The organism is Microbacterium oxydans (genome assembly GCF_900095745.1).
In the GTDB taxonomy this organism is placed as follows: Bacteria; Actinomycetota; Actinomycetes; order Actinomycetales; family Microbacteriaceae; genus Microbacterium; species Microbacterium oxydans_B.
This window is the reverse complement of the sequence record NZ_FMIR01000007.1, coordinates 57,713-82,130: the sequence shown is the minus strand read 5'-3', so window position 1 is coordinate 82,130 and position 24,418 is coordinate 57,713. Positions and strand designations below refer to the sequence as shown.

The following is a 24,418-nucleotide window of genomic DNA, read 5'->3' as shown; positions in this document are numbered from 1 at the left end:
TCTCCCTCACGCGTGGACGGCCTTGCCGTCTTTCGTGATCTGCGCCACACCCGGGTCGGCGAACGCGCCCTCTCCGGGGTCGTCGGCGAGCAGTTCGCGCACGCGCGGGGCGACTTTCTCTCCGAAGAGGCGGATGCTGCGCGCGCGCACGTCCTTCGGCAGGTGCATGAGGTCGTACTTCAGGTCGAACCGCGACAGGTGATTGCTCCGAACGGCGGCGGCGAGCTTGTGCGCGACGGTCTCGGGGGAGCCGACGTAGAGGGCGCCGGTGCCGACCTCCTCCTCGTAGCGCTCGAGGGTGGGCGCGTAGAAGCCGCGCTCCTTGCTCATCTGGGTCACGACCGGCTCCCAGTGCTTCCAGTGCACGTTCTTGGCCTCGTCGTCGGTGTCGGCGATGAGGCCGAGCGAGTGCTGCCCGATCGGGAGTTCCGCCCGCCCGAACTGCTCCAGCGCACGCAGGTAGAGCCGGGCGTGGCCGGCGAAGCGCTCAGGCCGTCCGCCGATGATGGCCATCATCAAGGGCAGTCCGTTCTCGGCGGCGCGGATGACGGAGTCGGGGCTGCCGCCGATGCCGATCCACGACGGGATGCCGCCCTCGGGCATGCGCGGATGCAGGCGCACGTTCTCGAGCGGGCTGCGGTAGTTGCCGCTCCAGGTGACGCTGTTCTCGCGCATCAGGCGCAGGAACAGGTCGAGCTTCTCCTCGAAGATCCGCTCATACTCGGCGATGTCGTACCCGAAGAGCGGGAACGACTCGATCGCCGACGCCCGTCCGAGGATGAGCTGGGCGCGTCCGTCGGAAAGCCCGTCGACGGTCGCGAACTCCTGGTACAGCCGCACCGGATCCTGCGTCGAGAGCACCGTCACCGACGAGCCGAGCCCGATCGTCGACGTGGCCTGCGCCGCGGCAGCCAGCAGCACCGGCGTCGCGGAGTCCATGTGCCCCTCGCGGTAGTGCTCGCCGACGCTGAAGACATCGAGGCCGACCGACTCGGCGAGCTGCGCCTCCTCGACCAGCAGCCGCAGCGTCTCGCCGTCCGACAGGATGCGGCCCCCGTCCGTCGCCACCTCGCCGAAGGAGTTCAGCCCGAACTCGAGTTCCGTCATGTCCATCACGACCCTTCTCCACGGCACCGGTCCCTCCGGATTGACGTGTCAATAGCTTCTAACCTTAGGATTGACGTATCAATTCCCGGGAGGGTGCCATGGCCGAAGAACGACGTCGCCGCACGCCGACACCCGAGCAGCTGCGCATCTGGCGGGACTTCATCGAGACCAGCGAGGTCCTTCGCTCTCGTTTCGCCGCGCAATTGCAGAGCGAGTCGTCGCTCTCCTCCGGCGACTACCAGGTGCTGCTCGCGCTCAGCGAAGCCGACGGCCGCAGGGCGCGCTCCTCCGAACTCGCCGCCCTGATCGACTGGGAGCGCAGCCGACTCTCGCACCACCTCGGCCGGATGGAGAAGCGGGGGCTCGTCCGTAGAGTTCCGTGCGCCGACGGTGTGCACGGCGTCGATGTTCTCCTCACCGAGATCGGAGCCGACGTGTTCCGGGCCGCGAACGTGCCGCACCTTCGCGCCATCCGTGACCTGTTCGTCGACGCGCTCACACCCGAACAGCTCGCCCAGGTGGATGACATCACGGCCGCGCTGCGCAGGAACCTCGAAGGCTGATCGCGCCTCGGGGCCTCAGAGCAAGGTGTGGTCGGCGGCGACCACGCGTCCGATCTCGGCCGACAGGATCACGCCGGGGTGGGCGATCGCCAGATGGAGGCCGGGCATCGCGGGCACCGGCCCGACCAGGGGTCGATCGCCCGCCGGTATCGGGCGGTCGGCGATGACGGCATGTTCGAGGCGGACATCTTCGGCGTCGACGAAAGAGCTGCGGATCGCGGCGAGGGTGGAAACGGCGAGCTCTCTCGGATCACCTAAGAAGCCCTCGGGAACGTCTTCTGCGGCGAGGAGGGTGGTGTCGTCCAGCTGGCGAACCTCGAGCTCCGGGGTGGAGAGGATGCCGCGCAGGAGCGGGCGAGGGGTGGAGAAGCGCAGCAGGCAGCATGGCGACCCCACGACGTCGATGTCGACTCCGGCGGATGCGGCGATGCCCACGGAGGCGGTGCCGGCCGCGACGACGACGCTCTTCGCCTCGAGTTCGCCGCGGTCGGTGAGAACGCCTCGAACTCCGCCGCCATCGCTGAGCACCCGCAGTACGGTCGTGCCGGTCCGCACCTCCGCGCCGTGCTCCTGCGCGCTCTGCAGCAGGGCGCGGGTATAGGCGACGGGGTCGATGCCGACATCATCGGGGGCGTAGGCCACGACATCGGGTGCGTCACGAAGGCCCGGCTCCCGCATCAACACTTCGCGCGCCGTGAGCAGCTCCATCCGGTGTCCCGCGGCCTGGTGGTCGGCGACGAAGGCCCGAGTCAGATCCTCGGATTCCTCCCAGGTGACCGCGCCGAAGGGACGAAGCCCGATGGGTGCGGTGAGTTCCGTGAGGACACGATCGAACTCCGGCCGCGCACGCTGACGAACAGAGCCCGCATAGGCATCGGCGGGGCTCTTGGCCATGCCGACCCAGGCGAACGACGCGGCCGTCACCCCCGCCCCCGGTGTCCGGCTGTCGAGCACGATCACGTCGTGTCCCGCGCGAGCCAGGTGATGTGCGACCGAGGCGCCGATCACACCGGCGCCGATCACGATGATGCGGTCGCGTTCGGTTGCTCGACGCTCAGACTCCGCTTCCCGTGTCGTCACTCGAAGACGGGGCTCAGGAAGCGACGCTCGTAGCGGCGGATGCACTGCGTGCGGCGCGCGAACTCGAACGCCTCGATGCACTCCGGGTCCGTCTTCGAGGCGGTGCGGTAGACCTCGTACTCGGCGAGGGAGGGGAACGTGAACAGCGCGAACGCCTCGTCGCTGTCGCCCTCGCTCGGCAGGAAGTAGCCGTGGTGCGTGCCGCCGTGCTTGGCCACGAGCCGGATCCAGGTGCGACCGTACGCGGTGAAGTCCTCGAGCTTGTCGGGATCGATCTCGTAGCGCAGGTGAACGGTGATCATGCCCCGATCCTGTCAGAGCACCGAGGCCGCCTGACGCGCCATGCCGACTGCGACATACTCCGCGGCCTCCGGCACCTCGACCGGCAGCTCGAAGACCAGCGGGGCGATCTCGCGCACGGCCTGCGACTGCGCGCCGCCGCCCACGAGCAGCACACGTTCGAGCGGGATGCCGAGCTCTCGCAGCGCGTCGAGCCCGAACCGGAGCCCGCCGAGCATCCCCTCGACCGCAGCCCTGGCGAGGTTCTCGCGGGTGGTGGAAGCGAGCGTCATGGCGTTCAGGCTCGCGGTGGCATCGGGCAGGTTGGGGGAGCGCTCGCCCTCGAAGTACGGCACGAGTTCGAGTCCGCCGGCGCCCGGTTCGGCGGTCAGGGCGAGCGCGCTCAGCCCGTCGTGGTCCACTCCGAGGAGGCTCGCGATCACGTCGAGCACCCGTGCGGCGTTGAGCGTGCAGACCAGCGGCAGGTACCCGCCGTCGGCATCCGCGAACCCCGCGACGATGCCGGTCGGTTCCGCCACCGGGCGGTCGGTCACGGCGAAGATGGTGCCCGAGGTGCCGATCGAGACGACCACGTCGCCCGTCCGCGCGCCGAGGCCCAGCGCGACGGCCGCGTTGTCTCCCGCACCGGGGGCGACGCGACGCGACGCAGCGTCCGTCACGAACTCGCGCGGCCCGAGCACACGCGGCAGGATCACGTCGTGGCCGAGCGCGGCGACGAGCAGCTCGCGGTCGTACTCGCCGGTCGCAGGGTTCCAGTAGCCGGTGCCCGAGGCATCCGACCGGTCGGTCACGAGCTCATCGAAGTCGGGGTGCTCGGGCCCGAACCCACGCAGCCGCCAGGTCAGCCAGTCGTGCGGCAGGGCGACGGCGGCGACCCGAGCCGCATTCTCGGGCTCGTGGTCGCGCAGCCAGCGCAGCTTCGTGATCGTGAACGAGGCGACCGGTACGAGTCCGGTGCGGTCGGCCAGGGTTGCGGCCCCGAACTCGGAGATCAGGTCTTCCGCCGCCTGGGCGGAACGGGTGTCGTTCCACAGCAGGGCGTCGCGGATGACGCGTCCCTCCGCATCGAGGGCGACGAGGCCGTGCTGCTGCCCACCGATCGCCCCGGCCTCCACGTCATCGAGGCCACCGGCATCCGCGATGGCCGCCTGCAACGCGACCCACCACGCCTCGGGATCGACCGACGTGCCATCGGGATGCGGAGCGCGGCCGGAGCGCACGACGGCACCCGTCTCGGAGTCGACGACGACGACCTTGCAGGACTGGGTCGAGGAGTCGACCCCGAGAACGAGTGCCATCGCCGGACTCAGCGGGCGCCGAGCAGGTGCTCGGTGGCGAGCTGCTGCAGGCGCACGAAGCCGAAGCCCTTGCCGCCGAGGTACGCGTTCGCGTCGAAGTCCTCGTAGGCCGAGCGGTCCGCGAGGAAGTCGTCGTACGACTCACCGTCGTTCAGCGTCGGGGTGGAGAGCTCGGCGACCTTCGCGGCGGCCAGGGCCTCCTGCACCTCGGGGTCGGCGCGGAAGGCCGCGGCGCGCTCCTTCAGCAGCAGGTACGTGCGCATGTTGGCCGCGGCGGATGCCCAGACGCCGGCCTCGTCCTCGGTGCGCGAGGGCTTGTAGTCGAAGTGGCGCGGGCCGTCGTAGGCGGGAACTCCGCCGGGGCCGCCGTTCTCGAGCAGGTCGACGAGCGAGAATGCGTTGTGCAGGTCGCCGTGGCCGAACACCAGGTCCTGGTCGTACTTGATGCCGCGCTGGCCGTTGAGGTCGATGTGGAAGAGCTTGCCGTGGAACAGCGCCTGCGCGATGCCGGCCGTGAAGTTGAGTCCGGCCATCTGCTCGTGCCCGACCTCGGGGTTCACGCCCACGAGCTCGGGGCGCTCGAGCGAGTCGATGAACGCGATCGCGTGGCCGAGCGTCGGCAGCAGGATGTCGCCGCGGGGTTCGTTGGGCTTCGGCTCGATCGCGAAGCGGATGTCATAGCCCTTGTCGGTCACGTAGTCGCCGAGCAGGTTCACGGCCTCGCGGTAGCGCTCGAGAGCCGCGCGCACGTCCTTGGCGGAGTCGTACTCCGCGCCCTCGCGGCCGCCCCACATGACGAAGGTCTTGGCGCCGAGCTCGGCGCCGAGGTCGAGCTGGCGGAACACCTTGCGCAGCGCGAAGCGACGCACCTGGCGGTCGTTCGAGGTGAAGCCGCCGTCCTTGAAGACTGGGGCGCTGAAGAGGTTGGTGGTGACCATCGGCACGATCAGGCCCGTGTCGGCGAGTGCGCCCTTGAGGCGGTCGATCTGGGTCTGTCGCTCGGCATCCGTCGATCCGAAGGCGAACAGGTCGTCGTCGTGGAAAGTGAGGCCGTAGGCACCGAGCTCGGCGAGCTTCTCGACCGCGTGCACGACGTCGAGCGCCGGACGGGTCGGACCGCCGAACGGGTCGGTGCCGTTGTAGCCGACGGTCCAGAGCCCGAAGGAGAACTTGTCGTCGCGGGTGGGGTTGGGCATGATCGCTCCTCTGCGAATGCTGCGGGCGTGCGGGATGCACGGACGCAATAAGTTGTGCTTCACAACATAACCGATGACAGGCGGCATCCGCACCCCTAAAGTGGGAACGTGCCCCCTGAATCCACAGCCCCGCGCTCCCGCGAAGCGAACCTGGCGTGGATCCTCTCGATCGTCCACCACGACGGCCCTCGTTCCCGCTCGGCCCTGACCGAGGCGACGGGCCTCAACCGCTCGACCATCGCCGCGCTGGTGGCGGAGCTCGTCGGTGCCGGACTTGTCGACGAGCGGCCGCCGGAATCCTCGACGCGGGCCGGCCGCCCCTCACCGGTGGTCGCGCCTTCGGCTGACGTCGTCGCGATCAGCGTGCACCCCGAGGTCGACGCCGTCGAGATCGCCGCCGTCGCCCTCGACCGCAGCATCCGCGTCCGCGAGCGCATCGTCAACGCCGCCCCGCCGTCCACGGCCGATGTCGCCGCCCTCGTCGCCGAGCGCCTCGAAGGCTGGCGGACGGATGCTCTCGCCGACTGCAGCGTGATCGGCATCGGCGTCGCGGTGCCGGGGCTCGTGCGCTCGGCCGACGGCGTGGTGCGCAACGCCCCGCACCTCGGCTGGACCGACGAGCCGCTGGCCGCCCTGATCCAGGAGGCGACCGGCATCCGCACCGCGGTGGACAACGACGCGACCCTCGGCGCGCTCGCCGAGCACCTCTTCGGCGCCGGCCGGGGTATCGACGAACTCGTCTACCTCAACGGAGGCGCCTCCGGCATCGGCGGCGGACTCGTGATCCGCGGTCTGGCCGCCACCGGCGCGAGCGGCTACGCGGGCGAGTTCGGGCACAACCGGCCCGGCATCGAGGGCGCCGACCGCCGCACCGACGACGGCGTGCTCGAAGACGAGGTGAACCGGCAGCACCTTCTCGACCTGCTCGGGATCGACGACGCCGACGACGACGAGCTCGCCGCAGCCCTCGCCGCCGCGGAGGCGCCCGAGGTGCGCGCAGAACTCGTCCGCCAGGCCAAGATCCTCGGAAGCGCGCTGGCGAACGCGGTCAACGTCCTCAACCCGGCCCTCGTGATTCTCGGTGGCTTCCTGGCGCTGATCGACGAGGGTGCGCACGACGTGCTGGCCGATGAGGTCGCGCGGCTGTCGATGCCCGAGAGCGCGGCCGCGGTCGCGATCCGTGCGGCCGAGCTCGGCTCCGATCGGCTGCTCGTCGGTGCGGCGGAGTTGGCGTTCCGCCCGCTGTGGGGGAGCACCAGGGCGTTCGACGCGACCCGCTGAGCGCCGGATCCGCCGGCCGGAATACTCCCGGTCCTCCCGCCGCGGCCGAACACTACGCTGAGTCTCGTGACGAACTCGCGCGACATGGTCTACATCCCCGGCGGCACGTTCCTGATGGGGTCGGACGACTTCTATCCGGACGAGCGGCCGGCGCACGAGCGCGAGGTCGAGTCGTTCTTCATCGACCGCTACCCGGTGACGAACGCGCAGTACGCCGAGTTCGTCGACGCGACCGGGTACGTCACGGTCGCCGAACGTCCGCTCGATCCTGCTGCCTTCGCCGGTGCCGATCCCGCCGATCTCGTTCCGGGAGCGATGGTGTTCACCCCGACCGCCGGTCCGACGAATCTGGGTGACTGGCGCAACTGGTGGCGCTGGCAGCCCGGGGCGTTCTGGCGCCGGCCGTTCGGCCCTGACTCGTCGATCGACGACCGGCTGCAGCATCCGGTCGTCCACATCGCGTTCGAAGACGCCGTCGCCTACGCCGACTGGGTGGGGATGCGGCTGCCCACCGAGGCCGAACACGAATACGCGGCGCGCGGCGGACTCGAGGGCGCGGCCTTCGCCTGGGGTGACGAGGCATACCCCGACGGTGTCGCGCAGGCGAACTCCTGGCTCGGCCGCTTCCCCTACGACAATCAGGGCGTCGGCGGCACGGCGCCCGTCGGCTCGTACCCGCCCAACGGCTACGGCCTCTACGACATGATCGCGAACGTCTGGGAGTGGACGACCGACTTCTACACCCCGCGTCACCTGCGCCTCTCGGACACCCCGGTCGATGCCGGCAAGCGCACGAATCTGCTCGCGACGGCCAGTGCGCAAGAGGGCTTCCCCGACATCCCCCGCCGCGTGCTCAAGGGCGGTTCGCACCTCTGCTCGCCGGACTACTGCCTGCGGTTCCGGCCCGCCGCGCGCTCGCCGCAGGCCGAGGACACCGGCATGTCGCACATCGGATTCCGCCTCACCCGCTCCGAGTGAGGATCCCTGGGCGCAGGCCCGGGAGACTGCTTGGCTACGACCGAGGGCACCCGCCCGTCTCACCGGTTGAAGCAAGGAGTCACCATGGCTGAGAAGCCCAACATCCTCATCATCTGGGGCGATGACATCGGCATCAGCAACCTCAGCACGTACTCCGACGGTCTCATGGGCTATCGGACCCCGAACATCGATCGCATCGCCGACGAGGGCGTGAAGTTCACCGACTACTACGGCGAGCAGAGCTGCACCGCGGGGCGGGCCGCCTTCATCACCGGCCAGAACCCGTACCGCACCGGCCTGACGAAGGTGGGGATGCCGGGGGCCCCGCTGGGCCTCCAGCCCGAGGACCCGACCATCGCCGACGCGCTCAAGCACCACGGCTACGCCACCGGGCAGTTCGGGAAGAACCACCTCGGCGACCGGGACGAGCACCTGCCGACCGCCCACGGTTTCGACGAGTTCTTCGGCAACCTCTATCACCTCAACGCGGAGGAGGAGCCGGAGCACCCGGACTACCCGACCGACGAGGAGTACCCCGGGTTCAGCGAGAAGTTCCGTCCGCGCGGGGTGCTGCACACCTGGGCGAACGGCGACGGCACGCAGCGCATCGAAGACACCGGTCCGCTGACGAAGAAGCGCATGGAGACGGTCGACGAGGAGTTTCGCGACGCCGCAGCCGATTTCATCCGCACGCAGGCGGCCGACGATACCCCGTTCTTCGTCTGGTTCAACTCGACGCACATGCACTTCCGCACGCACACCAAGGAAGAGAGCAAGGGGCGAGCGGGGCGCTGGCAGTCGAATTACCACGACACGATGCTCGATCACGACGATGTCGTGGGCAGTCTGCTCGACCTGCTCGACGAGCTCGGGCTGGCCGAGAACACCATCGTCATGTACTCCACCGACAACGGTCCGCACATGAACAGCTGGCCGGATGCGGGCATGACCCCCTTCCGCAACGAGAAGAACTCGAACTGGGAGGGTGCCTACCGGGTGCCCGCGATGGTCCGTTGGCCCGGGCACATCCCCGCGGGGACGACGCTCAACGGGATCGTGAGCCACAACGACTGGTTCGTCACGCTGCTCGCCGCCGTCGGCGACGACGACGTGGCCGAGCGGTTGAGGGCGGGCACCGAATTGCACGGCACCGAGTACAAGGTGCATCTCGACGGACACAACCAGCTCGACTACATCACGGGTGCGGTCGAGCACAGTCCGCGTCGACACTTCTTCTACGTCTCGGACGACGGCGACCTCACGGCGCTGCGTTTCGAGAACTGGAAGCTCGTGTTCCTCGAGCAGCGCGCGGCGGGAACCCTGCTGGTGTGGCAGGAGCCGTACATCGAGCTGCGTTTCCCGAAGCTCTTCAACCTGCGCACCGATCCGTTCGAGCGGGCCGACATCACGTCGAACACCTACTGGGACTGGGTGATCGACCGCATCTTCCTGTTCGTGCCGGCGCAGGCCTATGTCGCGCGGATGCTGCAGTCGCTCGCCGAGTTCCCGGCGCGGCAGGAGTCGGCGTCGTTCACGATCAACCAGGTCATGAAGAAGCTGAACACCACCGCCGGCAACTCCTGAGCACCGGGCCGTGGGCCCGTCGTCGCGTGCGGCGGGGTCACGGTCGCTCGTTCAGCCGCGGGGCGGCCCGGACGACTGACGGATGATGAGCTCGTGCGCGGTCTCGATCGTCCGCGCCTCATCGCTCGCGGGTCGGAGGATGAGCGAGACGGCGTGCTGTCCCATCTCGAACATCGGGATGCGCGCGGTGGTGAGGGCGGGGGCCACATCGGGGGCGACGGAGATGTCGTCGAAGCCGACGACCGACATCTCCTCCGGCACGCGGGTGCCGTGCTGTCGCAACTCGCTGAGGATGCCGATGGCCATGGCGTCGTTGAGGCCGACGATGGCGGTGACGTCGCGGTCGAGCAGCTCGCGGGCCCCGGCGATGCCGCCCTCGCGGGTGAACTCGTGCGAGACGATGACGAGTTCCAGGTCCGGATCGCTCGTGCCCTCTCGCAGCCCGGCGATGCGGTCGGCGACCGTGTTGAGGTCGAGCGGGCCGGCGACGACGCCGATCCGGCGGTGCCCCAGCTCGGCCAGGTGGCGTCCGACCGAGATGCCCGCCCGATGGTTGTCGGGCAGCACCGCGTCGACGGGAAGGTGGTGGCGGCCGATGACCGCGGCGCGGCCTCCGGACAGGGTGAAGTCGAGCAGTGCCTCGGTCATGCCCTGCTCGCGTCCGGGATCGGCGTACCCGGAGCCGGCGATGATGATCGAGCCGACGCGCTGGCGCAGCAGCGACTTCACCTGCGCGAGTTCGCTGTCGGGGGTGCGGTCGGCCTGGGCGATCTGCACGGATCGGTTCTCGAGCGTGGCACTGCGGATCACGCCGCTGGCGATGTCGGAGAAGTAGGGGTCGCCGATCTCGTGCACCACGAGGCCGATCGTCGGCACCAGCCCGCCGGCAAGCCCGCGCGCGTGCATGTTGGGTTCGTAGCCGAGCTGCTTCGCGATGACGCGCACGTGCGCCGCCACTTCGGGAGAGATGCCGGATCCGCCGCTCATCGCCCGCGACGCGCTCGCCAGGGAGACCCCTGCGGTTTCGGCCACATCGATGAGTCGTGGCGCGCCTTCACGCTTCACGAAACCTCCCCCTTGTGGAGCAAGATCAACGCTGATTGCGAGGTAGGTTGCTCTTCGTTCTTCGGTCCCACTATAGTGGCGGAAGCGCTTACGAAAGCGCTTTCGCTACGATGACGTAGGAGACTCGGATGACTGCACCCAGACACGGTCGACGGATCGCGGCAGCGATCGGAACGCTGTCGATCGCCGCGCTCACGGTTTCGGCCTGCTCGGCCCCCGGCGATCAGGCGGAGGGGGGTGGATCCGACGATCCGATCGTCATCGGCATCTCGCTGCCGCTCACCGGCGACTTCTCCGAACCCGGCAAGGGCGTCGAGCGGGGCTACGAGGCCTGGCGCGACATCGTCAACGAGAACGGCGGTCTCCTCGGACGCCAGGTCGAGCTCAAGATCCTCGACGACCAGTCGAACGCCGACCGCGTCGTCTCCGACTACGAGTCGCTGATCGCGCAGGACGGCGTCGACCTCGTCTTCGGTCCGTTCTCGACGCGCCTCGTCGTTCCCTCGGCGCGCGTCGCCCAGGAGTACGGCATGCTCTTCGTCGAGCCGGCCGGCGCGGCGGAGGAGGTCTTCGAGCAGGGGTTCGACAACCTCTTCTACGCGGCCCCCGCGATCGCGAACGACCACTACAACAACCTCGCCGACTACCTGCTCGCGCTTCCGGAGGAGGAGCGGCCCGAGACGGTCGCCGTCGCCGCGATGGACGACCCCTTCGCGCAGGGCACGGCGTACGGCCTCCGGGACAAGCTGGAAGAGGGCGGTGTCGAGGTCGTCGTGAACGAGGTCTACCCGCCGAACACGACCGACTTCTCCACCATCGCGGCCAAGATCGCGCAGTCGGACGCCGACATGGTCATCGGCGGCACGCAGTATCAGGATGCGGTCAACCTGATCATCGCCCTCCAGCAGCTGAACTATCAGCCGGAGCTCGCGGCGTTCTCGACCGCACCGACCAACCCCGAGTTCGCCGCCGCGATCGGCGGTGCGACCGAGGGCATCCTCGCCCCCACCGGTTACTCGCCGAAGTCGCAGTTCCCCAGCAACATCGAGTTCGTCGAGAAGTACACCGAGATGCACGGCAACCCGCCGTCCGAGGACGAGGCCAACGCCTACACGACCGGTCAGGTCGTCGCCGCTGCGGTCGAGGCCGCGGGCTGCGCCGAGCAGGGCGAGTGCCAGCAGGAGCTCATCGACTGGCTGCGCGACAACTCCGTCGACACCGTCGTCGGCGAGCTCAGCTGGGACGAGACGGGCAAGCCCACCGGCGCCCACCTCATCCAGCAGTGGATCGACGGCGAGATCCTGATCGTCCTCCCGGACGACGTCAAGGAAGCCGACTTCCTCTTCCCGAAGCCGACGTGGTGATCCGCACATCGTGAGTGGAGCACTGCTGCTGCAAAGCCTGATCCTCGGCATCCTGCTGGGAGGGCTCTACGCCCTCCTGGCGGCCGGGCTCACGCTGTACTTCGGAATCATGCGCGTCGTCATGATCGCGCACTCCGCCTTCCTCATCCTGGCCGCGTACCTCGCGTGGTGGTTCAACCGGGAGACCGGCATCGACCCCCTCGTGTCGCTCGTCGTCACGGTGCCCCTGTTCTTCCTGACGGGTGTCGTGATGCAGCGACTGCTCGTCTCGAGGCTCAAGCCCCTGACCCTGACCATGATGTCGGTGCTGCTCACCTTCGCCGTGGCGCTGATCATCGAGGGGGCGCTCGGGTTCTTCTTCACCGGGACCCAGCGCCGCATCCCCCTCCCTTATGCGAGTGCGAGCCTCGACTTCTTCGGCGCCCAGGTGCCGGTGGTCAAGCTCATCGCGTTCGGTCTGGCGGCGGTGGCTCTCGCACTCCTGTTCGTGCTGCTGAAGTACACGAAGTTCGGGCAGGCGCTGCGGGCGACGATCCAGCACCCCGAGGCCGCGCGACTGGTCGGCATCAACACCGACCGGGTCGCCGGCTACGGGTTCGGACTCGGGCTCGCCACGGCGGCGATCGGCGGCACCGCGCTCTCGCTCGACGCCACGATCTACCCGTCGCTGCACTGGCACTGGATCGGACCGCTCATGGCGATCATCGTCGTCGGCGGACTCGGCAGCATCCCGGGTGCGGCCATCGCGGCTCTCGTCCTCGGGATCGCGCAGAGCCTGCTCCAGCTCCCGCTGGGGCCGACCTGGGCACAGACGGTGTTCTACGTCGCCCTGTTCGCCACGCTCATGTTCCGTCCGCAAGGATTCTTCGGAGGTCGTCTTGCCCAGCGTTTCTAGCAGAGAGCCGATCCCCACCGAGACGGTTGTGATCGCTCCATCCGCCCCCGTGCGGCGCTCGTCGTCGAAGTGGGTGCGGATCGTCCTCCTCGTCGTGGGCGCCGCCCTCGTCCTCTCGTTCCCGACCATCGCCCCGAACCCGTACATCCTGTCGGCGGGCGTCGTCATCCTCAACTACGCCGTGCTCTCGACGGGGTGGAACTTCATGGGCGGGTTCACGGGATACATCTCCCTCGGGCACGCCGCATACTTCGGGCTCGGCGCCTACGGCACCGGCCTCCTCATCAAGTACCTGGCGCTGCCCGGCTTCGTCGCCTGGATCCTCGCGGCCGTGCTCGTGTCGATCATCGCGATCCCGATCGGCATCGCCGCCCTCCGGGTGCGCGGAGCCTCGTTCGTGATCGTCTCGATCGCCTTCGTGCTCATCATGCTGCTGGTGTTCCAGAGCTGGCGCGAGGTCACCGGCGGCTCCGAGGGACTCAACGTCCCGCGTCCGTTCGATGTGCTGCGACCCGAGCACCACCGCATCTTCTACTACCTGTTCGCGGGCCTGCTGGCTTTCGCGCTGGTGGTCTGGTGGATCATCGACCGGTCCAAGTTCGGCACCGCGCTCAAGTCGGTGCGCGAAGACGAAGACAAGGCGCAGGCCCTCGGTGTGCCCACCACGCGGTACAAGCTGATCGCCTACGTGCTGTCGGCACTCTTCGTGTCGCTGGGCGGCGGACTCTACGCGCTGTGGTTCGGCGACCTGGATCCCATCTTCCAGTTCTCGATCCTCATCGGCTCGTACATGGTGCTGATGGCGCTGCTCGGCGGGGTGCGCAACCTCTTCGGTCCGCTGCTCGGCGCCGTCGTCGTCGGCCTCGCGCTCGAGTACTTCAAGCTCGAGTTCGGCGACACCCAGTTCCACCTCATCGCCACCGGCATCCTGCTCGGCATCGTCGTCCTGTTCATGCCCGACGGCATCATCCCCGCCGTGAAGGGACTGTTCACGCGGTCGTCGAACGAGGCATCGATCCGCGAGTTGACCGCCGGGCAGCTGCTCGAGCAGAACGAGAAGCGGGCAGCGGATGCTTCGGCCCGAACAGCGGATGCCTCGACGAAGGAGACGTCGTCATGAACGCCCCCACGGCACAGCCCACAACGCTGGAGAGTCTGAGCACGGTCGAGATGACCAAGTCGTTCGGCGGCGTCACCGCCGTCGACGGTGCGACGGTCAACTTCCAGGAGGGCAAGGTCAACGGCCTGATCGGGCCGAACGGCTCGGGTAAGACCACCTTCTTCAACTGCGTGACCGGCATGATCAAGCCCGACTCGGGCGAGGTGCGATACCGGGGGCAGGCGATCACCCGCAAGTCGCCCGACCGTATCGCCCGTGCCGGCATCGGCCGCAGCTTCCAGCTGTGCCGGGTCTTCCCTCGCATGACCGTGATGGAGAACCTGCTCGTGGCGGTGCGCAGCACGAGCATCCGGCAGCAGCTGCGCTCCGCGCACGATCCGGAGGAGCTGGAGCGGGCGCGCGGCTGGCTGCGACGCGTCGGCATCGACCACCTCGAGCACGCCGAGGCCCGCAACCTCAGCTACGGCCAGCAGAAGCTGCTGGAGCTGGCGGGCGTGCTCATGGGCGAGCCCGACACGATCATGCTCGACGAGCCGGCCGGTGGGGTGAACCCCGCCCTCATCGGACGCATCGCCACCCTGGTGCGCGAGCTCAACGAAGAGGGCAAGACGTTCATCATCGTCGAGCACAACATGGAGATGGTCATGAGCCTGTGCGACCACGTCGTGGTGTTCGACCGCGGACGCCAGATCGCCGAGGGAACGCCTGAGATCATCCAGCAAGACCCGCGAGTCCTGGAGGCCTACCTTGGAGTCTGAAGCGAAGAACCTGCTCGAGCTGCGCGACATCGAGGCCGGATACGGCCGGGCGGCGCTCGTGCTCCGCGGCCTCACGGTCGAGGTGCCGCCCAGTTCGGTGGTCTGCCTCGTCGGGCCCAACGGCGCCGGCAAGTCGACCGTGCTCAAGGTGGCCAGCGGCATGCTCAAGCCCCGCTCGGGCAGCATCCGCGTCGATGGTCGTGACATCACCGGCGAGGGACCGCAGTCGATGCTGCGGCACGGGCTCGCGCACGTGCTGCAGGGGCACAGTGTGTTCCGCGAGATGACGGTCGGCGAGAACGTGATGCTCGGCGCCTTCACCCTCAAGGATCAGAAGGTGATCCAGGAGCGGGTCGACTTCGTGCAGAACCTCTTCCCCATCGTGGGGGAGCGGTGGAAGCAGCTCGCCGGCCTGCTCTCGGGTGGTCAGCAGAAGCAGGTCGAGTTCGCGCGGTCGCTCATGGTGAGCCCGAAGGTCGTGCTCCTCGACGAGCCGTCGATGGGCCTCGACCCCAAGACCACCGAGAAGGTGTTCGAGCAGATCGTGCGCATGCGCGATGCGGGCACCGCCGTGCTGCTCGTCGAGCAGAACGCCCGGCGGGCGCTCGAGACCGCCGACATCGGATGCGTGCTCGACCTCGGCCGGGTGCACATCTCGGGTCCGGCATCCGAGCTCCTCGCCGATCCGACCCTCGCCGCGTTGTATCTCGGCGGCAAGCCCGCCGTCCCCGACGCGGGATGAAACCCGGGCGGGAGGAGGCAGCGACTGCCTCCTCCCGCCTTTCTCGTCCATCCGACGAAAGCGCTTGCGAAAGCGTTTCCGCCCCCGACCCGCAGTACCGTTCCACACCTTCTCCGCTGCAGTGCCGCCCCGGAGAAGGCGGCACGACCCATCGGCACGACACCACACGACGACGACGTTGAGAGGTTTCTGATGCACGAACGATCCATGCGACCCGCGAGCTCGAGCACTCGATCGGCAGCACCGCCTCCTCGATCCTTCGGGGTGCGGCGAACGGGTGCGCTGGTCGCCGCCGCGGCCGTCGTCGGAGCCTTGCTCACCGCGACCCCCGCTGCCGCGGCGGAACCCTTCACCGAGCTGGTCGACTTCGAGGCGTACGAGCGCGTCGCGCTGAACGGGCAGGACGGTTGGACGTCATCCGCGGCTCCGCGTGTGATCGCCGACCCGCTCAACGGCAACAACCAGGTCGTCGAGTCCGTGGGTGGCGGGCAGCAGTCGTATCGCGCGATCCCGGCCATCGCCGAGGGGGACACCGGCACGCTGTTCTTCCGCTTCCTGCGCACCGGCAGCGTCGACACCTCGTTCGGTCTCACCGATGTCGATGCGCCGAACGACTACGTGAACAGCCGTGCCTACGTGAACAACCAGAACGACGACGTGCTGCGCGTGCGCGACGGCGGAGCCTTCAAGCCCGCGGGCGTGTGGTCGAAGGACGCCTGGCAGTGCGTGTGGATCGTCGCCGACAACGCCGCCGACAAGGTCACCGTGTACAGCCAGGGCGGCGCGTACGAAGAGCAGACCCGCCTCCCGGAGGGGACCGAGCAGCAGTTCGGCTTCCGCCAGGCGGTGAACGGCGCGCTCGACCGGTTCTTCTGGAAGAACGGCGCCACCAGCACAGGACGCCTGCTGCTCGATGACGTGGCCGTCGACAACACGGGGGAGAACCTCGCGATCGCGACGGGCAACCCCGGCGACTGCGCACCGGGAGGCACGGCGAACGAGCCGCTGCTCAACCCGCTGCCCGACCCCGCGCTCGCCGACCTCGGCATCGAGGTGACCGAGCTCGCTCAGCTTCCGAAGTCGCAGACGACCCCGGCCACGCAGGATCAGCGTCTGGTGCGGCACAACCGCATCACGCACCTCGACGAGGTGCCCGATGACTCCGGCCGGCTGATGGTCCCCGACAACAACGACATCCTCTATCTGGTCGACAAGGAATCGGGCGAGTACGTGCCCTACCTCAACGTCCGGAACGAGTTCATCGACAACTTCCACAACAGCGCAGGGCTCGGCACGGGTCTCGGGTCCGCCGAGTTCCACCCGGACTTCGCCGAGAACGGGCTGTTCTACACCGTGCACACCGAGGGCGGCACGGCGCTGACCGAAGACACCCCGGACTTCCCGGCCTTCGGCACCACCGCGTTCCACAGTGTGATCACCGAGTGGAAGGCCGACGACCCCTCGGCGGCGACCTTCGCCGGCACGCACCGCGAGGTCATGCGCATCCCGTTCGCGGGCCGCGTGCACACCGTGCAGCAGATCGCGTTCAACCCGACGGTGTCGGAGGGCGATGCCGACTACGGCAACCTCTACGTCCTCGTCGGCGACGGCGGCAACGGGGTCGGCAACGGCAACCCGCAGGACCTGGCCACACCCCAGGGCAAGATCCTGCGCGTGAACCCGACCGGCGACGACAGCGAGAACGGCGAGTACGGCGTTCCGGCCGACAACCCGTTCGTCGATGACGCCGATGCGCTGCCGGAGATCTACGCCGTCGGCATGCGCGACCCGCACCGCATCAGCTGGGACACCGAGGGCGACCACACCATGTACCTCGCACACATCGGCGAGTGGCAGGTCGAGTCGGTCTACGCCGTCGAACCGGGAGACAACTTCGGCTGGTCGGTGCGCGAGGGCTCGTTCCTCGCCGAGAACCGACAGATCTTCCCGCTGCCGAAGGACGATGCCGAGAACGGCTTCACCTACCCGGTGGCCGCCTACGACCACAACCGCGACCCCGGTCAGACCGGCGATGCGGGAGTGGCCGTGAACGGCGGATTCGTCTACCGCGGCGACATCCCCGAGCTGCAGGGGCGCTACCTCTTCACCGATCTGGTGCGCGGCTGGGTGCTGTCCACCGATGCCGAGGAGATGGTGCGAAACGACGGCGACATCGACGACCTCGCCACCATCGAGGAGCTGCGGGTCTTCGCCGACGGCGAGGAGACCACGTTCCAGGAGTTGGTCGGCGACAAGCGCGTCGACCTGCGGTTCGGCTCCGACGCCGACGGCGAGCTCTACCTCGTGTCCAAGGCGAACGGCAAGATCTGGAAGGTCACCGGGGCGCGGTCGGTCGATGAGCCGACCAACCCGTTCGTCCTCCCGGCGCTCGCGCCGAACCTGGTCACGCACCACGACTTCGATCACCCGGATGCGGCGAAGCCGACGATCGAAGTCGACCAGGGACGCTCCGGCACCGACATCTCGCTGATCAACGGCGGGGTCGAGATGCGGGTCGCCGACCGCGCCTACCCCGGTGCGGGCGAGGCGCTGCAGACCCAGCAGATGAGTCCGCGGACCGCGTCGAACGACGACTGGAAGGCCGGCATCTACAACGCGAAGGGCGTCGAGTCGCTGGACGCGTTCGCCGGCACGGACAAGGCCTCCGTCATGGGCTGGTTCAAGCCGACCGGTGATCACCCGGCCCTGAACTCGGGGACCGCGAATCCGGACGACGTGTACAACGCGATCGGTCTCGCGGGCGTGCTCACCGGCACCTCCGACGGCCATGCGGTGCGGGCACTGCTCGAGGTCATCACGGTCGACGGCGAGCTCAAGCTCGTGGCGCTCGGGCGTCGCGTCGACGGCGCCGGCTCGTGGACGTTCGCGGCTGACCTGCCGTGGAACGAGATCCTCAAGAAGGGGCAGTGGGTGCATCTCGCCGCGACCTTCGACTTCGCGGCGGGCGAGATGAAGCTGTTCATGAACGGCGAGCCGCTGGCGGGCAAGTACACCGCGGCGAACCCGTGGGGTGAAGGATCCACGTCCGACACCGCACCGGCCGGCATCAAGATCGGCGGCAGCTTCCCGCAGAACACGAAGGAGGCCAACCCGTTCAACGGGCGGATGGACGACATCATGCTGCTCGACACCGTGCCGACGGCCGAGCAGGTCGCCGCACAGTACGCGCTGTACGCCGTGCCGCCGGTCGAACCGCCGACGCCGCCCACCTGCACGCCCGACGGCGAGGTCATCACCGATGTGATGGCCGAAGGTGACTGGGCACCGCGGACCCCGGCCAAGTGGGACTTCCCCGGCGACGAGGTCGTGCTCACCGAGGCCGGCACCAACCCGAACGACGGCATCCGCCGACCGTTCGAGTACGCCGTCCTCACCGAAGGACCGGAGCTCGGATCGTTCGACCTCACCGGCCAGGTGCGTCTCGACGAGAAGGCATCCGTGAACAACCGCGACGTGATCATCGTCTTCGGCTGGAAGTCGGACACGGAGTACTACTACGCGCACCTCTCGCAGGACAACTCGATCTACCCGCACAACGGCATCTTCAAGGTGAACAAGGCCGACCGCGAGCGGATCGACGACCAGTGGGATGGTGCGGTCGGTGCTCCGCCGGCGGTCACCGATGAGGAGTGGCACGACGTGCGCGTGGTCCGCTGCGTGGACAGCGGCGACATCGCCGTCTACGTCGACGGACTCGACACCCCGCTGATGACCGCGAACGACAAGACGTTCCCCGAGGGTCGGGTGGGCTTCGGCTCGTTCGACAACTTCGGCCGTCTCCGCGACCTCTCGGTCACGGCGGCGGCGACGGACACCACGGCTCCCGTGGCAACCGTCAAGAGCGGCGCGGAGTTCACGGTCGGTCGTGACGGCGTCTACAGCAGGGTGTCGTTCAAGCTCCAGGACGAGGGGAAGATCGATCGGCTGACCCTCAACGGGGTCGAGAAGGATCTGACCGACAACGTCTGGTCCGACCTGAACCACGTGAAGCCGGGAGTGTTCGGCGCCGTGGCCGGGGCGAACACGCTGGTCGTGTACGACGTGGCGGGCAACGCCACCACGGTCACCTTCACGCTCGACGTCACGGCTCCCGCCGTCACGGTCAAGGAGGGTGGCCAGTACACCGTCGGTGCGAACGGCTCCTACAGCCTGGTGTCGTACAAGCTCAACGATGCAGGCAAGGTCGATCGGCTGACGGTCAACGGAGTGGCGAAGGATCTGACCGACAACGTCTGGTCCGACCTCAACTTCGTGAAGCCGGGAGCCTTCGGCGCCAAGGTCGGGGCGAACACGCTGGTCGTGTACGACGTGGCGGGCAACGCCACGACCGTGCCGTTCACGCTGACCGGCGCCGGCGGGTAGTCGAAAGCGAAGTCAGCGCGGCCTCGGGGACGGATCACCGTTCCCGAGGCCGCGCTGCGTGTCGGCGACATAAACTCGAGAGTGATCGTTCGTTCCGGGGGGAAACATGCACGAATCCGCTGAACCGCAGGGTGTGAGCCGCCGGAGCGTTCTCCGCGGCGCCGCCTGGGGAGTCCCGATCGTCGCCGTCGCGGCTGCGACGCCGCTCGCCGCCGCATCGGAGCAGGACGGCGGGACGCTCTTCCTCATCGGCAACGCCTACGAGAACGCCGGGATCTATCTGTCGGGCACGAACTACAACGGCGCGACGTCGACGATCGCGTATCCGATCAACTCTCTCCGGATCACCATCTTCCTGCCGGAGGTCGACGGCATCGAAGACACGCTGCTGAACGCCTCGCCCAACTGGACCGCCTTCCGGGAGCGCAACGTCGTCACCTTGATGAATCGGAACGAGCTGGCCGCCGGAGCGGAGTCGGGCGACATCGGCAACGTGGAGATCACGGGTCCGTTCCTGCGGGGTGATCCTTACACGATCTCGGTCGCCCCCGACACGGTCGCTGTGGAGTTCCGGGGGAACCTGCAGTACACCGGGACGTTCACGAGCTGATCCGTGCGTCCGGTGCGCAGTGCTCTCGCCGGCGTCAGACGACGGCCGAGCTCGCGCGGGCGAAGAGCGTGGGCGTCATCGTGATCGTGCGGTGCGTGTGGTCGGCGGGGTCGGAGATCTCCTCGTAGAGCACCTGGGCGGCGGTGCGGCCCATCTCGTGTCCCGGCTGGCCGACGCTGGTGATCGGGATCGAGCTGTCCTGCGCATGACCGGCCACGGCGACGCGACGCGGCGTACGCCGTCCTGAGCGCGCTCAGTCACCGCCCGCGGTGGCCGCGATGCGCCGGTTGTGCAGGGCGAGCGCCACGAAGGCGATCCCCGGAACGACGAGCACGATCAGCACCGGCCACCGCCAGCCCTCAGCGGTGAGCATCACGGCTCCGAAGACCAGGAGCCCCGCGCCGATCGAACGCATCGCGACCGAGCCGACGGGGGTCTCGGCCGGGTTGCGCCAGAACGGCACCGTACTCGTCGCATTCGCACGCAGCGTCATCACCAGGGCGGTCAGGAAGAGGATCGAGCCGGCCAGGGAGAGGAGCACGCCGAACACATTCATGCCTCGAACGTATCAAGGACGTCACGCGGTCCCGTGGAGCGACGATCGCCGCTGGGGGAGCCATCGCTCTGGTCGTGCTCAACGCGCGGGTGCCGCTCGGCGCGCCGCCCCGCGCCCGCTGACCGCTAGCCCCCGTAGGGGCGCACGCAGGTGTCCTGCGCCGCGCTCTGGCCATCGAGGTTCTCGGGGAGTGGGGCGGCGTCGGCCGGTGGTTCCTCCTCGGTCGCACCATCGTCGGGTTCCGAGCTCGGCGGGGCGGTGTCGTCGGACAACTCGCTGCCACGGCCCGTGCGGTCGGCGCTGATGTTCACCGTTTCGCCGGCCTTCACCCGGTCCATCAGCTCGGCAGCGGCGTGCTCGTCGGGGACCACGCGGTCGCCCGCGGGCAGGTGCGGGTACGACACGAACGCGATGTTCTCGAGGGGGAGGTCGCTGAAGACTTTCGCCATCGAGGTCAGCGTGCCCAGGTCGGCCAGCTGCGTCGACAGGGTCATGTTCCGCGTCGCCGCATCGGCGATGCCGTAGAGCTTCACCGGATCGGTGAGGGTCGACTGGTCGCGCAGCGTGCGCACGAGAGAGGAGAGGAAGACCTGCTGGGTGGAGATGCGGGCGAGGTCGCTGCCGTCGCCGACGCCGTAGCGGGAGCGCAGGAGCGCCAGGGCCTGCTCGCCGCTCAGGTCGTACGTCCCCGCGGCGGGGATATCCAGTCCGGAGTGCCGATCGTGGATGGGCCCGGCGAAGCAGATGGGGACGCCGCCGACGGCGTTCGAGGCCTCGATGACGCCGGTGAAGCTGATCTCCGCCGCGTAGGCGAGATCGATGCCGGTCAGTGCGGTGACGGTGGAGGTGACGCAGCCCAGTCCGCCGCGGGCGAGCGATTCGTTGAACTGCACCCGCCAGCCCGCGTTCCAGGTGCTTCCCGTCTCGGGATCGGTGCACGCGGGGATGTCGACGAGCAGATCGCGCGGGAAGGAGATGACGGTGGCGGCGTCGTGCGTCTCGTTCACGTGCAGCAGGAGCGTGACGTCGTTCCGGCTGCCCTCGACATCGCCGCCCTCCCCGTACTGGACGCCCTGCCCGGCGCGGCCGTCCGATCCGACGAGCAGCACGTCGAACTCCCCGTCGAAGTCGGCCACGGCGGGAGGCTCCTCGCTGTCGCGTACCGGCTGCAGCTCGACCGTGGTCACGTTCTGGGACAGCCGGATCGCCGCGATCGCGACCGTGCCGCCGGCGATGACCAGGATCCCGACCGCAGTCAGTGTGAGGAAGCGCCGCAGGCGTCTCCGGCGTCGTCGGCTCGGAGAAGGGGGAGGGGGGAGACTCATGGGAAGACCTCTCGACATGGGCGAGCAGCCATCGTCGAGGACGAATGTCACACGAGTGTCACAGGCGAGGAAGGGTCACGCGGAACGTCGCGCCGGGGGAGCGGGGGAGCAGCGCGAGCTCCCCGCCGAGGAGCCGCGCGTTGTCGCGGGCGATCGCGAGTCCGAGCCCAGTGCCCACACCATCGGAGCGCGAACGGTCGGTGGTGACGAAGCGGTCGAACACCCGTTCGGCATCGGGCTCGCCGATGCCGGGGCCGTGGTCGCCGATGTCGATGTGCAGCATGTCGCCGTCTTCGTGCACGCGGACCGTGACGGGCGGGCGACCGTGCCGGGACGCGTTGGTGAGCAGATTCGCCACCACGGTGTGCAGCCGCGACGAGTCGGTGCGGATCCGAAGGTCCGGGGCGACCGACAGTTCGGCGACGTCGACTCCGGTCGCATCCACGACGTCGGTCAGCAGCTCCGCGAGCACGACGGTCGTGCGGTGCACGCGCGCGACCCCGGCATCGAGGCGGGAGAGTTCGAGCAGGTGCTCGATCAGGGAGTGTAGGCGGCGCGTTCCGGCGCGCACGACCGCAGCGGCGACCGCCCGCTCCTCCGCGGTCGCCTGCTCGTCGTCGTCGAGGAGCTCGTCGACCGCCAGCATCGAGGTGAGCGGTGTGCGCAGCTCGTGGGCGACGTCGCTGACCAACTGCCGGGACTCCGCCTCACGGCGCTGCAGCTGCCCGATGGTGTCGCCCAGACGCTCCGAGGAGAGGTGGAGGGCATCGGCCACGCGGTCGACGTCGTCGAACGACGGCTTCCATTCCGGCGGGCCTTCGCCGGATCCGACCGCATGGGCGGTGTCGACCAGGCGTCGAAGCGGGCGCGTCAACGCACCGCCGAGCAGACGCTCGAGCAGGACCACGAGGACCACGACGCCGCCGCTGAGGAGCGCGCCCGAGACGATGAGCTCTCGCACCTGATCCTGCTGCGGCTGCATCGAGTACGCCGTGACGACGGCGAGGCGAGCGCTCGGATCCTGGGGGAGATCGTCCCGGACTGTCGAGACGAAGAACACTTCACGACCGTCGAGCGTGGTCATCAGCGAGGTCAGATCGCCGGAGCGACGGCTGTCGTCGATGCCCAGCGTGTCCGGCACCTGGCCCGGACGGAGCTCTCCGGCGCTGCGGCCGCTGTCGAGGTCGATGATGACGGTCTCGCCGGGGAGGATCTCGGCGTAGTACTTCCACGTGTCCTTCGGGGACACGGTGGAGATGGAGGTGAAGAGGGCGTCAGCGGTCGTGGAGAACTCGTCGAGCAGACCTTCCTGCCGCGACTCGTACACGATGCGCCCCGCTGTGAACACGACGACACCGGTGACGAGCACCGAGACCGCGATCGTGCTGCCGACGAGAGCGAAGGCGATGGCCGTGCGGAGGGTGGGGCGACGACGACGTGCGGTCATCGCAGCCGGTATCCGATCCCCCGCATGGTCTCCAGCTGTGGCGTCGTGACATTCGCCGCTGTCAACTTCGCACGCAGCCGCTGGATGGCGGTGTCGACCGCCCGGGGAGTGTCGGGTGGCGACTGCGCCCAGACCGCGTCGATCAGGCGCGAGCGGCTCAGGGCGTGACCGTCGTTCAGTGCCAGCTCATGCAGCAGGCGGAACTCGGTGGGGCTCAGCGGCAGGGCTTGGCCGTCGGCCAGTGCCTCCGCGGAGTCCTCATGCAGTTCGAGTGTGCCGACCCGGAGCGGCTCCGCGGTGAGGCGGGAGCTGCGGCGCAGGACCGTCCGCAGGCGCGCTTCGAGCACGGCCACACTGACCGGCTTCGTGATGTAGTCGTCTGCTCCGGCGTCGAGGCCGATGACGACGTCCGCATCCTCATCGCGCGCCGTGAGCATGACGGTCGGGAAGCCCCATCGGGTGCGGATCTCGCGGCACAGCGAGAACCCGTCGCCGTCGGGGAGCATGACGTCGATGATCGCGACATCCGGAGCGATCCGTTCGGCGAGCGCGCGGGCAGAGGCAACATCCTCGGCGGTGTCGACGGTGTGACCGCGGCGCCGCAGGGCGGTCGTGAAGCCGAGGCGGATCTCCGCATCGTCATCCACGAGCATGACCTTCATCAGGCGCCCACCTCCTCGGCCATCGCGCGCTTGCGATGTTAGACGCCTGCGCCCGTGGAAGTGCTCTATACGGCGACCGGCATGGGTCGCAGGAAGGCGCCAGG

Annotated in this window: 21 protein-coding genes and 1 pseudogene; 11 read left to right on the top strand and 11 right to left on the bottom strand. The window is 68.7% G+C overall.

All coding sequences use genetic code 11. From position 1 onward, the window contains the following. Nucleotides 1–6: 6 nt before the first annotated feature. Complete coding sequence (locus BQ2383_RS02190) at nucleotides 7–1,113, bottom strand: LLM class flavin-dependent oxidoreductase (protein ID WP_347876379.1); 1,107 nt, start codon at nucleotides 1,111–1,113, stop codon at nucleotides 7–9. Nucleotides 1,114–1,205: 92 nt separating this feature from the next. On the opposite strand from BQ2383_RS02190, the gene BQ2383_RS02185 reads away from it, so the two are divergent. Further along, nucleotides 1,206–1,670, top strand: a complete 465-nt coding sequence (locus BQ2383_RS02185; protein WP_091028696.1) for a MarR family winged helix-turn-helix transcriptional regulator — start codon at nucleotides 1,206–1,208, stop codon at nucleotides 1,668–1,670. Between the two features lie 15 nt (nucleotides 1,671–1,685). Here the strand turns inward: BQ2383_RS02185 and BQ2383_RS02180 are convergent, their stop codons facing one another. From BQ2383_RS02180 to xylA, 4 genes are read right to left on the bottom strand one after another with little or no spacing between them, the layout of a single operon-like run. Continuing rightward, nucleotides 1,686–2,750, bottom strand: coding sequence for an NAD(P)/FAD-dependent oxidoreductase (locus BQ2383_RS02180; RefSeq protein ID WP_091028677.1), 1,065 nt, complete (start codon nucleotides 2,748–2,750; stop codon nucleotides 1,686–1,688). Next, complete coding sequence (locus tag BQ2383_RS02175; RefSeq protein ID WP_091028673.1) at nucleotides 2,747–3,052, bottom strand: NIPSNAP family protein; 306 nt, start codon at nucleotides 3,050–3,052, stop codon at nucleotides 2,747–2,749. The genes BQ2383_RS02180 and BQ2383_RS02175 overlap by 4 nt, the downstream gene beginning before the upstream one ends. A gap of 12 nt (nucleotides 3,053–3,064) precedes the next feature. Beyond that, entirely contained in the window at nucleotides 3,065–4,348 is a 1,284-nt protein-coding gene (xylB, locus tag BQ2383_RS02170; protein ID WP_091028670.1) for a xylulokinase, read from the bottom strand. An 8-nt stretch (nucleotides 4,349–4,356) separates the two neighbouring features. Then, nucleotides 4,357–5,544 (bottom strand): xylose isomerase, encoded by a 1,188-nt coding sequence (gene xylA / locus BQ2383_RS02165; RefSeq protein ID WP_091028667.1) that lies wholly within the window; start codon nucleotides 5,542–5,544, stop codon nucleotides 4,357–4,359. A gap of 108 nt (nucleotides 5,545–5,652) precedes the next feature. Here xylA and BQ2383_RS02160 point away from each other — a divergent pair, with 108 nt between their 5' ends. From BQ2383_RS02160 to BQ2383_RS02150, 3 genes are all read left to right on the top strand, one after another. Next, nucleotides 5,653–6,825, top strand: a complete 1,173-nt coding sequence (locus BQ2383_RS02160) for an ROK family protein (protein ID WP_091028663.1) — start codon at nucleotides 5,653–5,655, stop codon at nucleotides 6,823–6,825. An 84-nt stretch (nucleotides 6,826–6,909) separates the two neighbouring features. After that, on the top strand, nucleotides 6,910–7,803 hold the full coding sequence (locus BQ2383_RS02155) for a formylglycine-generating enzyme family protein (protein ID WP_091028659.1): 894 nt from the start codon (nucleotides 6,910–6,912) through the stop codon (nucleotides 7,801–7,803). Nucleotides 7,804–7,887: 84 nt separating this feature from the next. Next, nucleotides 7,888–9,387, top strand: coding sequence for an arylsulfatase (locus tag BQ2383_RS02150; RefSeq protein WP_091028655.1), 1,500 nt, complete (start codon nucleotides 7,888–7,890; stop codon nucleotides 9,385–9,387). 51 nt (nucleotides 9,388–9,438) lie between these two features. Here BQ2383_RS02150 and BQ2383_RS02145 read toward each other — a convergent pair whose 3' ends face one another. After that, the gene (locus tag BQ2383_RS02145) at nucleotides 9,439–10,452 is read right to left on the bottom strand and encodes a LacI family DNA-binding transcriptional regulator (RefSeq protein ID WP_091028652.1); all 1,014 of its coding nucleotides are present in this window, start codon (nucleotides 10,450–10,452) and stop codon (nucleotides 9,439–9,441) included. Nucleotides 10,453–10,580: 128 nt separating this feature from the next. Here BQ2383_RS02145 and BQ2383_RS02140 point away from each other — a divergent pair, with 128 nt between their 5' ends. The 7 genes from BQ2383_RS02140 to BQ2383_RS02110 all read left to right on the top strand — a co-directional run bounded on the left by BQ2383_RS02140 (nucleotide 10,581) and on the right by BQ2383_RS02110 (nucleotide 20,324). Continuing rightward, nucleotides 10,581–11,816, top strand: a complete 1,236-nt coding sequence (locus BQ2383_RS02140; RefSeq protein ID WP_197021047.1) for an amino acid ABC transporter substrate-binding protein — start codon at nucleotides 10,581–10,583, stop codon at nucleotides 11,814–11,816. A 10-nt stretch (nucleotides 11,817–11,826) separates the two neighbouring features. Next, nucleotides 11,827–12,711: a branched-chain amino acid ABC transporter permease gene (locus BQ2383_RS02135; protein WP_091028649.1), complete on the top strand. Its 885-nt coding sequence runs from the start codon at nucleotides 11,827–11,829 to the stop codon at nucleotides 12,709–12,711. A gap of 28 nt (nucleotides 12,712–12,739) precedes the next feature. Next, complete coding sequence (locus tag BQ2383_RS02130; RefSeq protein ID WP_244175863.1) at nucleotides 12,740–13,831, top strand: branched-chain amino acid ABC transporter permease; 1,092 nt, start codon at nucleotides 12,740–12,742, stop codon at nucleotides 13,829–13,831. Beyond that, nucleotides 13,828–14,589 carry an ABC transporter ATP-binding protein gene (locus BQ2383_RS02125; RefSeq protein ID WP_091028647.1) on the top strand — a complete coding sequence of 254 codons (762 nt, stop codon included), beginning with the start codon at nucleotides 13,828–13,830 and terminating at the stop codon, nucleotides 14,587–14,589. The genes BQ2383_RS02130 and BQ2383_RS02125 overlap by 4 nt, the downstream gene beginning before the upstream one ends. Continuing rightward, nucleotides 14,579–15,331, top strand: coding sequence for an ABC transporter ATP-binding protein (locus BQ2383_RS02120; RefSeq protein ID WP_091028644.1), 753 nt, complete (start codon nucleotides 14,579–14,581; stop codon nucleotides 15,329–15,331). Before BQ2383_RS02125 ends, BQ2383_RS02120 begins: the two co-directional genes overlap by 11 nt. A 264-nt stretch (nucleotides 15,332–15,595) precedes the next feature. Further along, the gene (locus BQ2383_RS02115) at nucleotides 15,596–19,714 is read left to right on the top strand and encodes a PQQ-dependent sugar dehydrogenase (RefSeq protein ID WP_244175862.1); all 4,119 of its coding nucleotides are present in this window, start codon (nucleotides 15,596–15,598) and stop codon (nucleotides 19,712–19,714) included. Between the two features lie 106 nt (nucleotides 19,715–19,820). Next, nucleotides 19,821–20,324 (top strand): hypothetical protein, encoded by a 504-nt coding sequence (locus BQ2383_RS02110; RefSeq protein WP_091028637.1) that lies wholly within the window; start codon nucleotides 19,821–19,823, stop codon nucleotides 20,322–20,324. Nucleotides 20,325–20,358: 34 nt separating this feature from the next. Here the strand turns inward: BQ2383_RS02110 and BQ2383_RS02105 are convergent. The 5 genes and pseudogenes from BQ2383_RS02105 to BQ2383_RS02085 form a co-directional block, all read right to left on the bottom strand. Then, a pseudogene (locus BQ2383_RS02105) lies at nucleotides 20,359–20,562 on the bottom strand (substrate-binding domain-containing protein); the annotation flags it as partial. Nucleotides 20,563–20,577: 15 nt separating this feature from the next. Beyond that, nucleotides 20,578–20,880, bottom strand: a complete 303-nt coding sequence (locus BQ2383_RS02100; protein ID WP_091028634.1) for a hypothetical protein — start codon at nucleotides 20,878–20,880, stop codon at nucleotides 20,578–20,580. 125 nt (nucleotides 20,881–21,005) lie between these two features. Next, nucleotides 21,006–22,205 carry an LCP family protein gene (locus BQ2383_RS02095; RefSeq protein WP_167381518.1) on the bottom strand — a complete coding sequence of 400 codons (1,200 nt, stop codon included), beginning with the start codon at nucleotides 22,203–22,205 and terminating at the stop codon, nucleotides 21,006–21,008. A 58-nt stretch (nucleotides 22,206–22,263) separates the two neighbouring features. Next, complete coding sequence (locus tag BQ2383_RS02090; RefSeq protein ID WP_091028629.1) at nucleotides 22,264–23,652, bottom strand: sensor histidine kinase; 1,389 nt, start codon at nucleotides 23,650–23,652, stop codon at nucleotides 22,264–22,266. Beyond that, nucleotides 23,649–24,314, bottom strand: coding sequence for a response regulator transcription factor (locus tag BQ2383_RS02085; RefSeq protein ID WP_091028626.1), 666 nt, complete (start codon nucleotides 24,312–24,314; stop codon nucleotides 23,649–23,651). Before BQ2383_RS02085 ends, BQ2383_RS02090 begins: the two co-directional genes overlap by 4 nt. Between the last annotated feature and the right edge of the window lie 104 nt (nucleotides 24,315–24,418).

Excerpts from the sequence above, each read along its gene's own strand:
- BQ2383_RS02190 (WP_347876379.1), bottom strand. The coding sequence starts at position 1,113 with ATGGACATGACGGAACTCGAGTTCGGGCTGAACTCCTTCGGCGAGGTG.
- BQ2383_RS02185 (WP_091028696.1), top strand. The coding sequence starts at position 1,206 with ATGGCCGAAGAACGACGTCGCCGCACGCCGACACCCGAGCAGCTGCGC.
- BQ2383_RS02175 (WP_091028673.1), bottom strand. The coding sequence starts at position 3,052 with ATGATCACCGTTCACCTGCGCTACGAGATCGATCCCGACAAGCTCGAG.
- xylB (WP_091028670.1), bottom strand. The coding sequence starts at position 4,348 with ATGGCACTCGTTCTCGGGGTCGACTCCTCGACCCAGTCCTGCAAGGTC.
- xylA (WP_091028667.1), bottom strand. The coding sequence starts at position 5,544 with ATGCCCAACCCCACCCGCGACGACAAGTTCTCCTTCGGGCTCTGGACC.
- BQ2383_RS02155 (WP_091028659.1), top strand. The coding sequence starts at position 6,910 with ATGGTCTACATCCCCGGCGGCACGTTCCTGATGGGGTCGGACGACTTC.
- BQ2383_RS02150 (WP_091028655.1), top strand. The coding sequence starts at position 7,888 with ATGGCTGAGAAGCCCAACATCCTCATCATCTGGGGCGATGACATCGGC.
- BQ2383_RS02140 (WP_197021047.1), top strand. The coding sequence starts at position 10,581 with ATGACTGCACCCAGACACGGTCGACGGATCGCGGCAGCGATCGGAACG.
- BQ2383_RS02125 (WP_091028647.1), top strand. The coding sequence starts at position 13,828 with ATGAACGCCCCCACGGCACAGCCCACAACGCTGGAGAGTCTGAGCACG.
- BQ2383_RS02110 (WP_091028637.1), top strand. The coding sequence starts at position 19,821 with ATGCACGAATCCGCTGAACCGCAGGGTGTGAGCCGCCGGAGCGTTCTC.
- BQ2383_RS02100 (WP_091028634.1), bottom strand. The coding sequence starts at position 20,880 with ATGAATGTGTTCGGCGTGCTCCTCTCCCTGGCCGGCTCGATCCTCTTC.
- BQ2383_RS02095 (WP_167381518.1), bottom strand. The coding sequence starts at position 22,205 with ATGAGTCTCCCCCCTCCCCCTTCTCCGAGCCGACGACGCCGGAGACGC.
- BQ2383_RS02090 (WP_091028629.1), bottom strand. The coding sequence starts at position 23,652 with ATGACCGCACGTCGTCGTCGCCCCACCCTCCGCACGGCCATCGCCTTC.
- BQ2383_RS02085 (WP_091028626.1), bottom strand. The coding sequence starts at position 24,314 with ATGAAGGTCATGCTCGTGGATGACGATGCGGAGATCCGCCTCGGCTTC.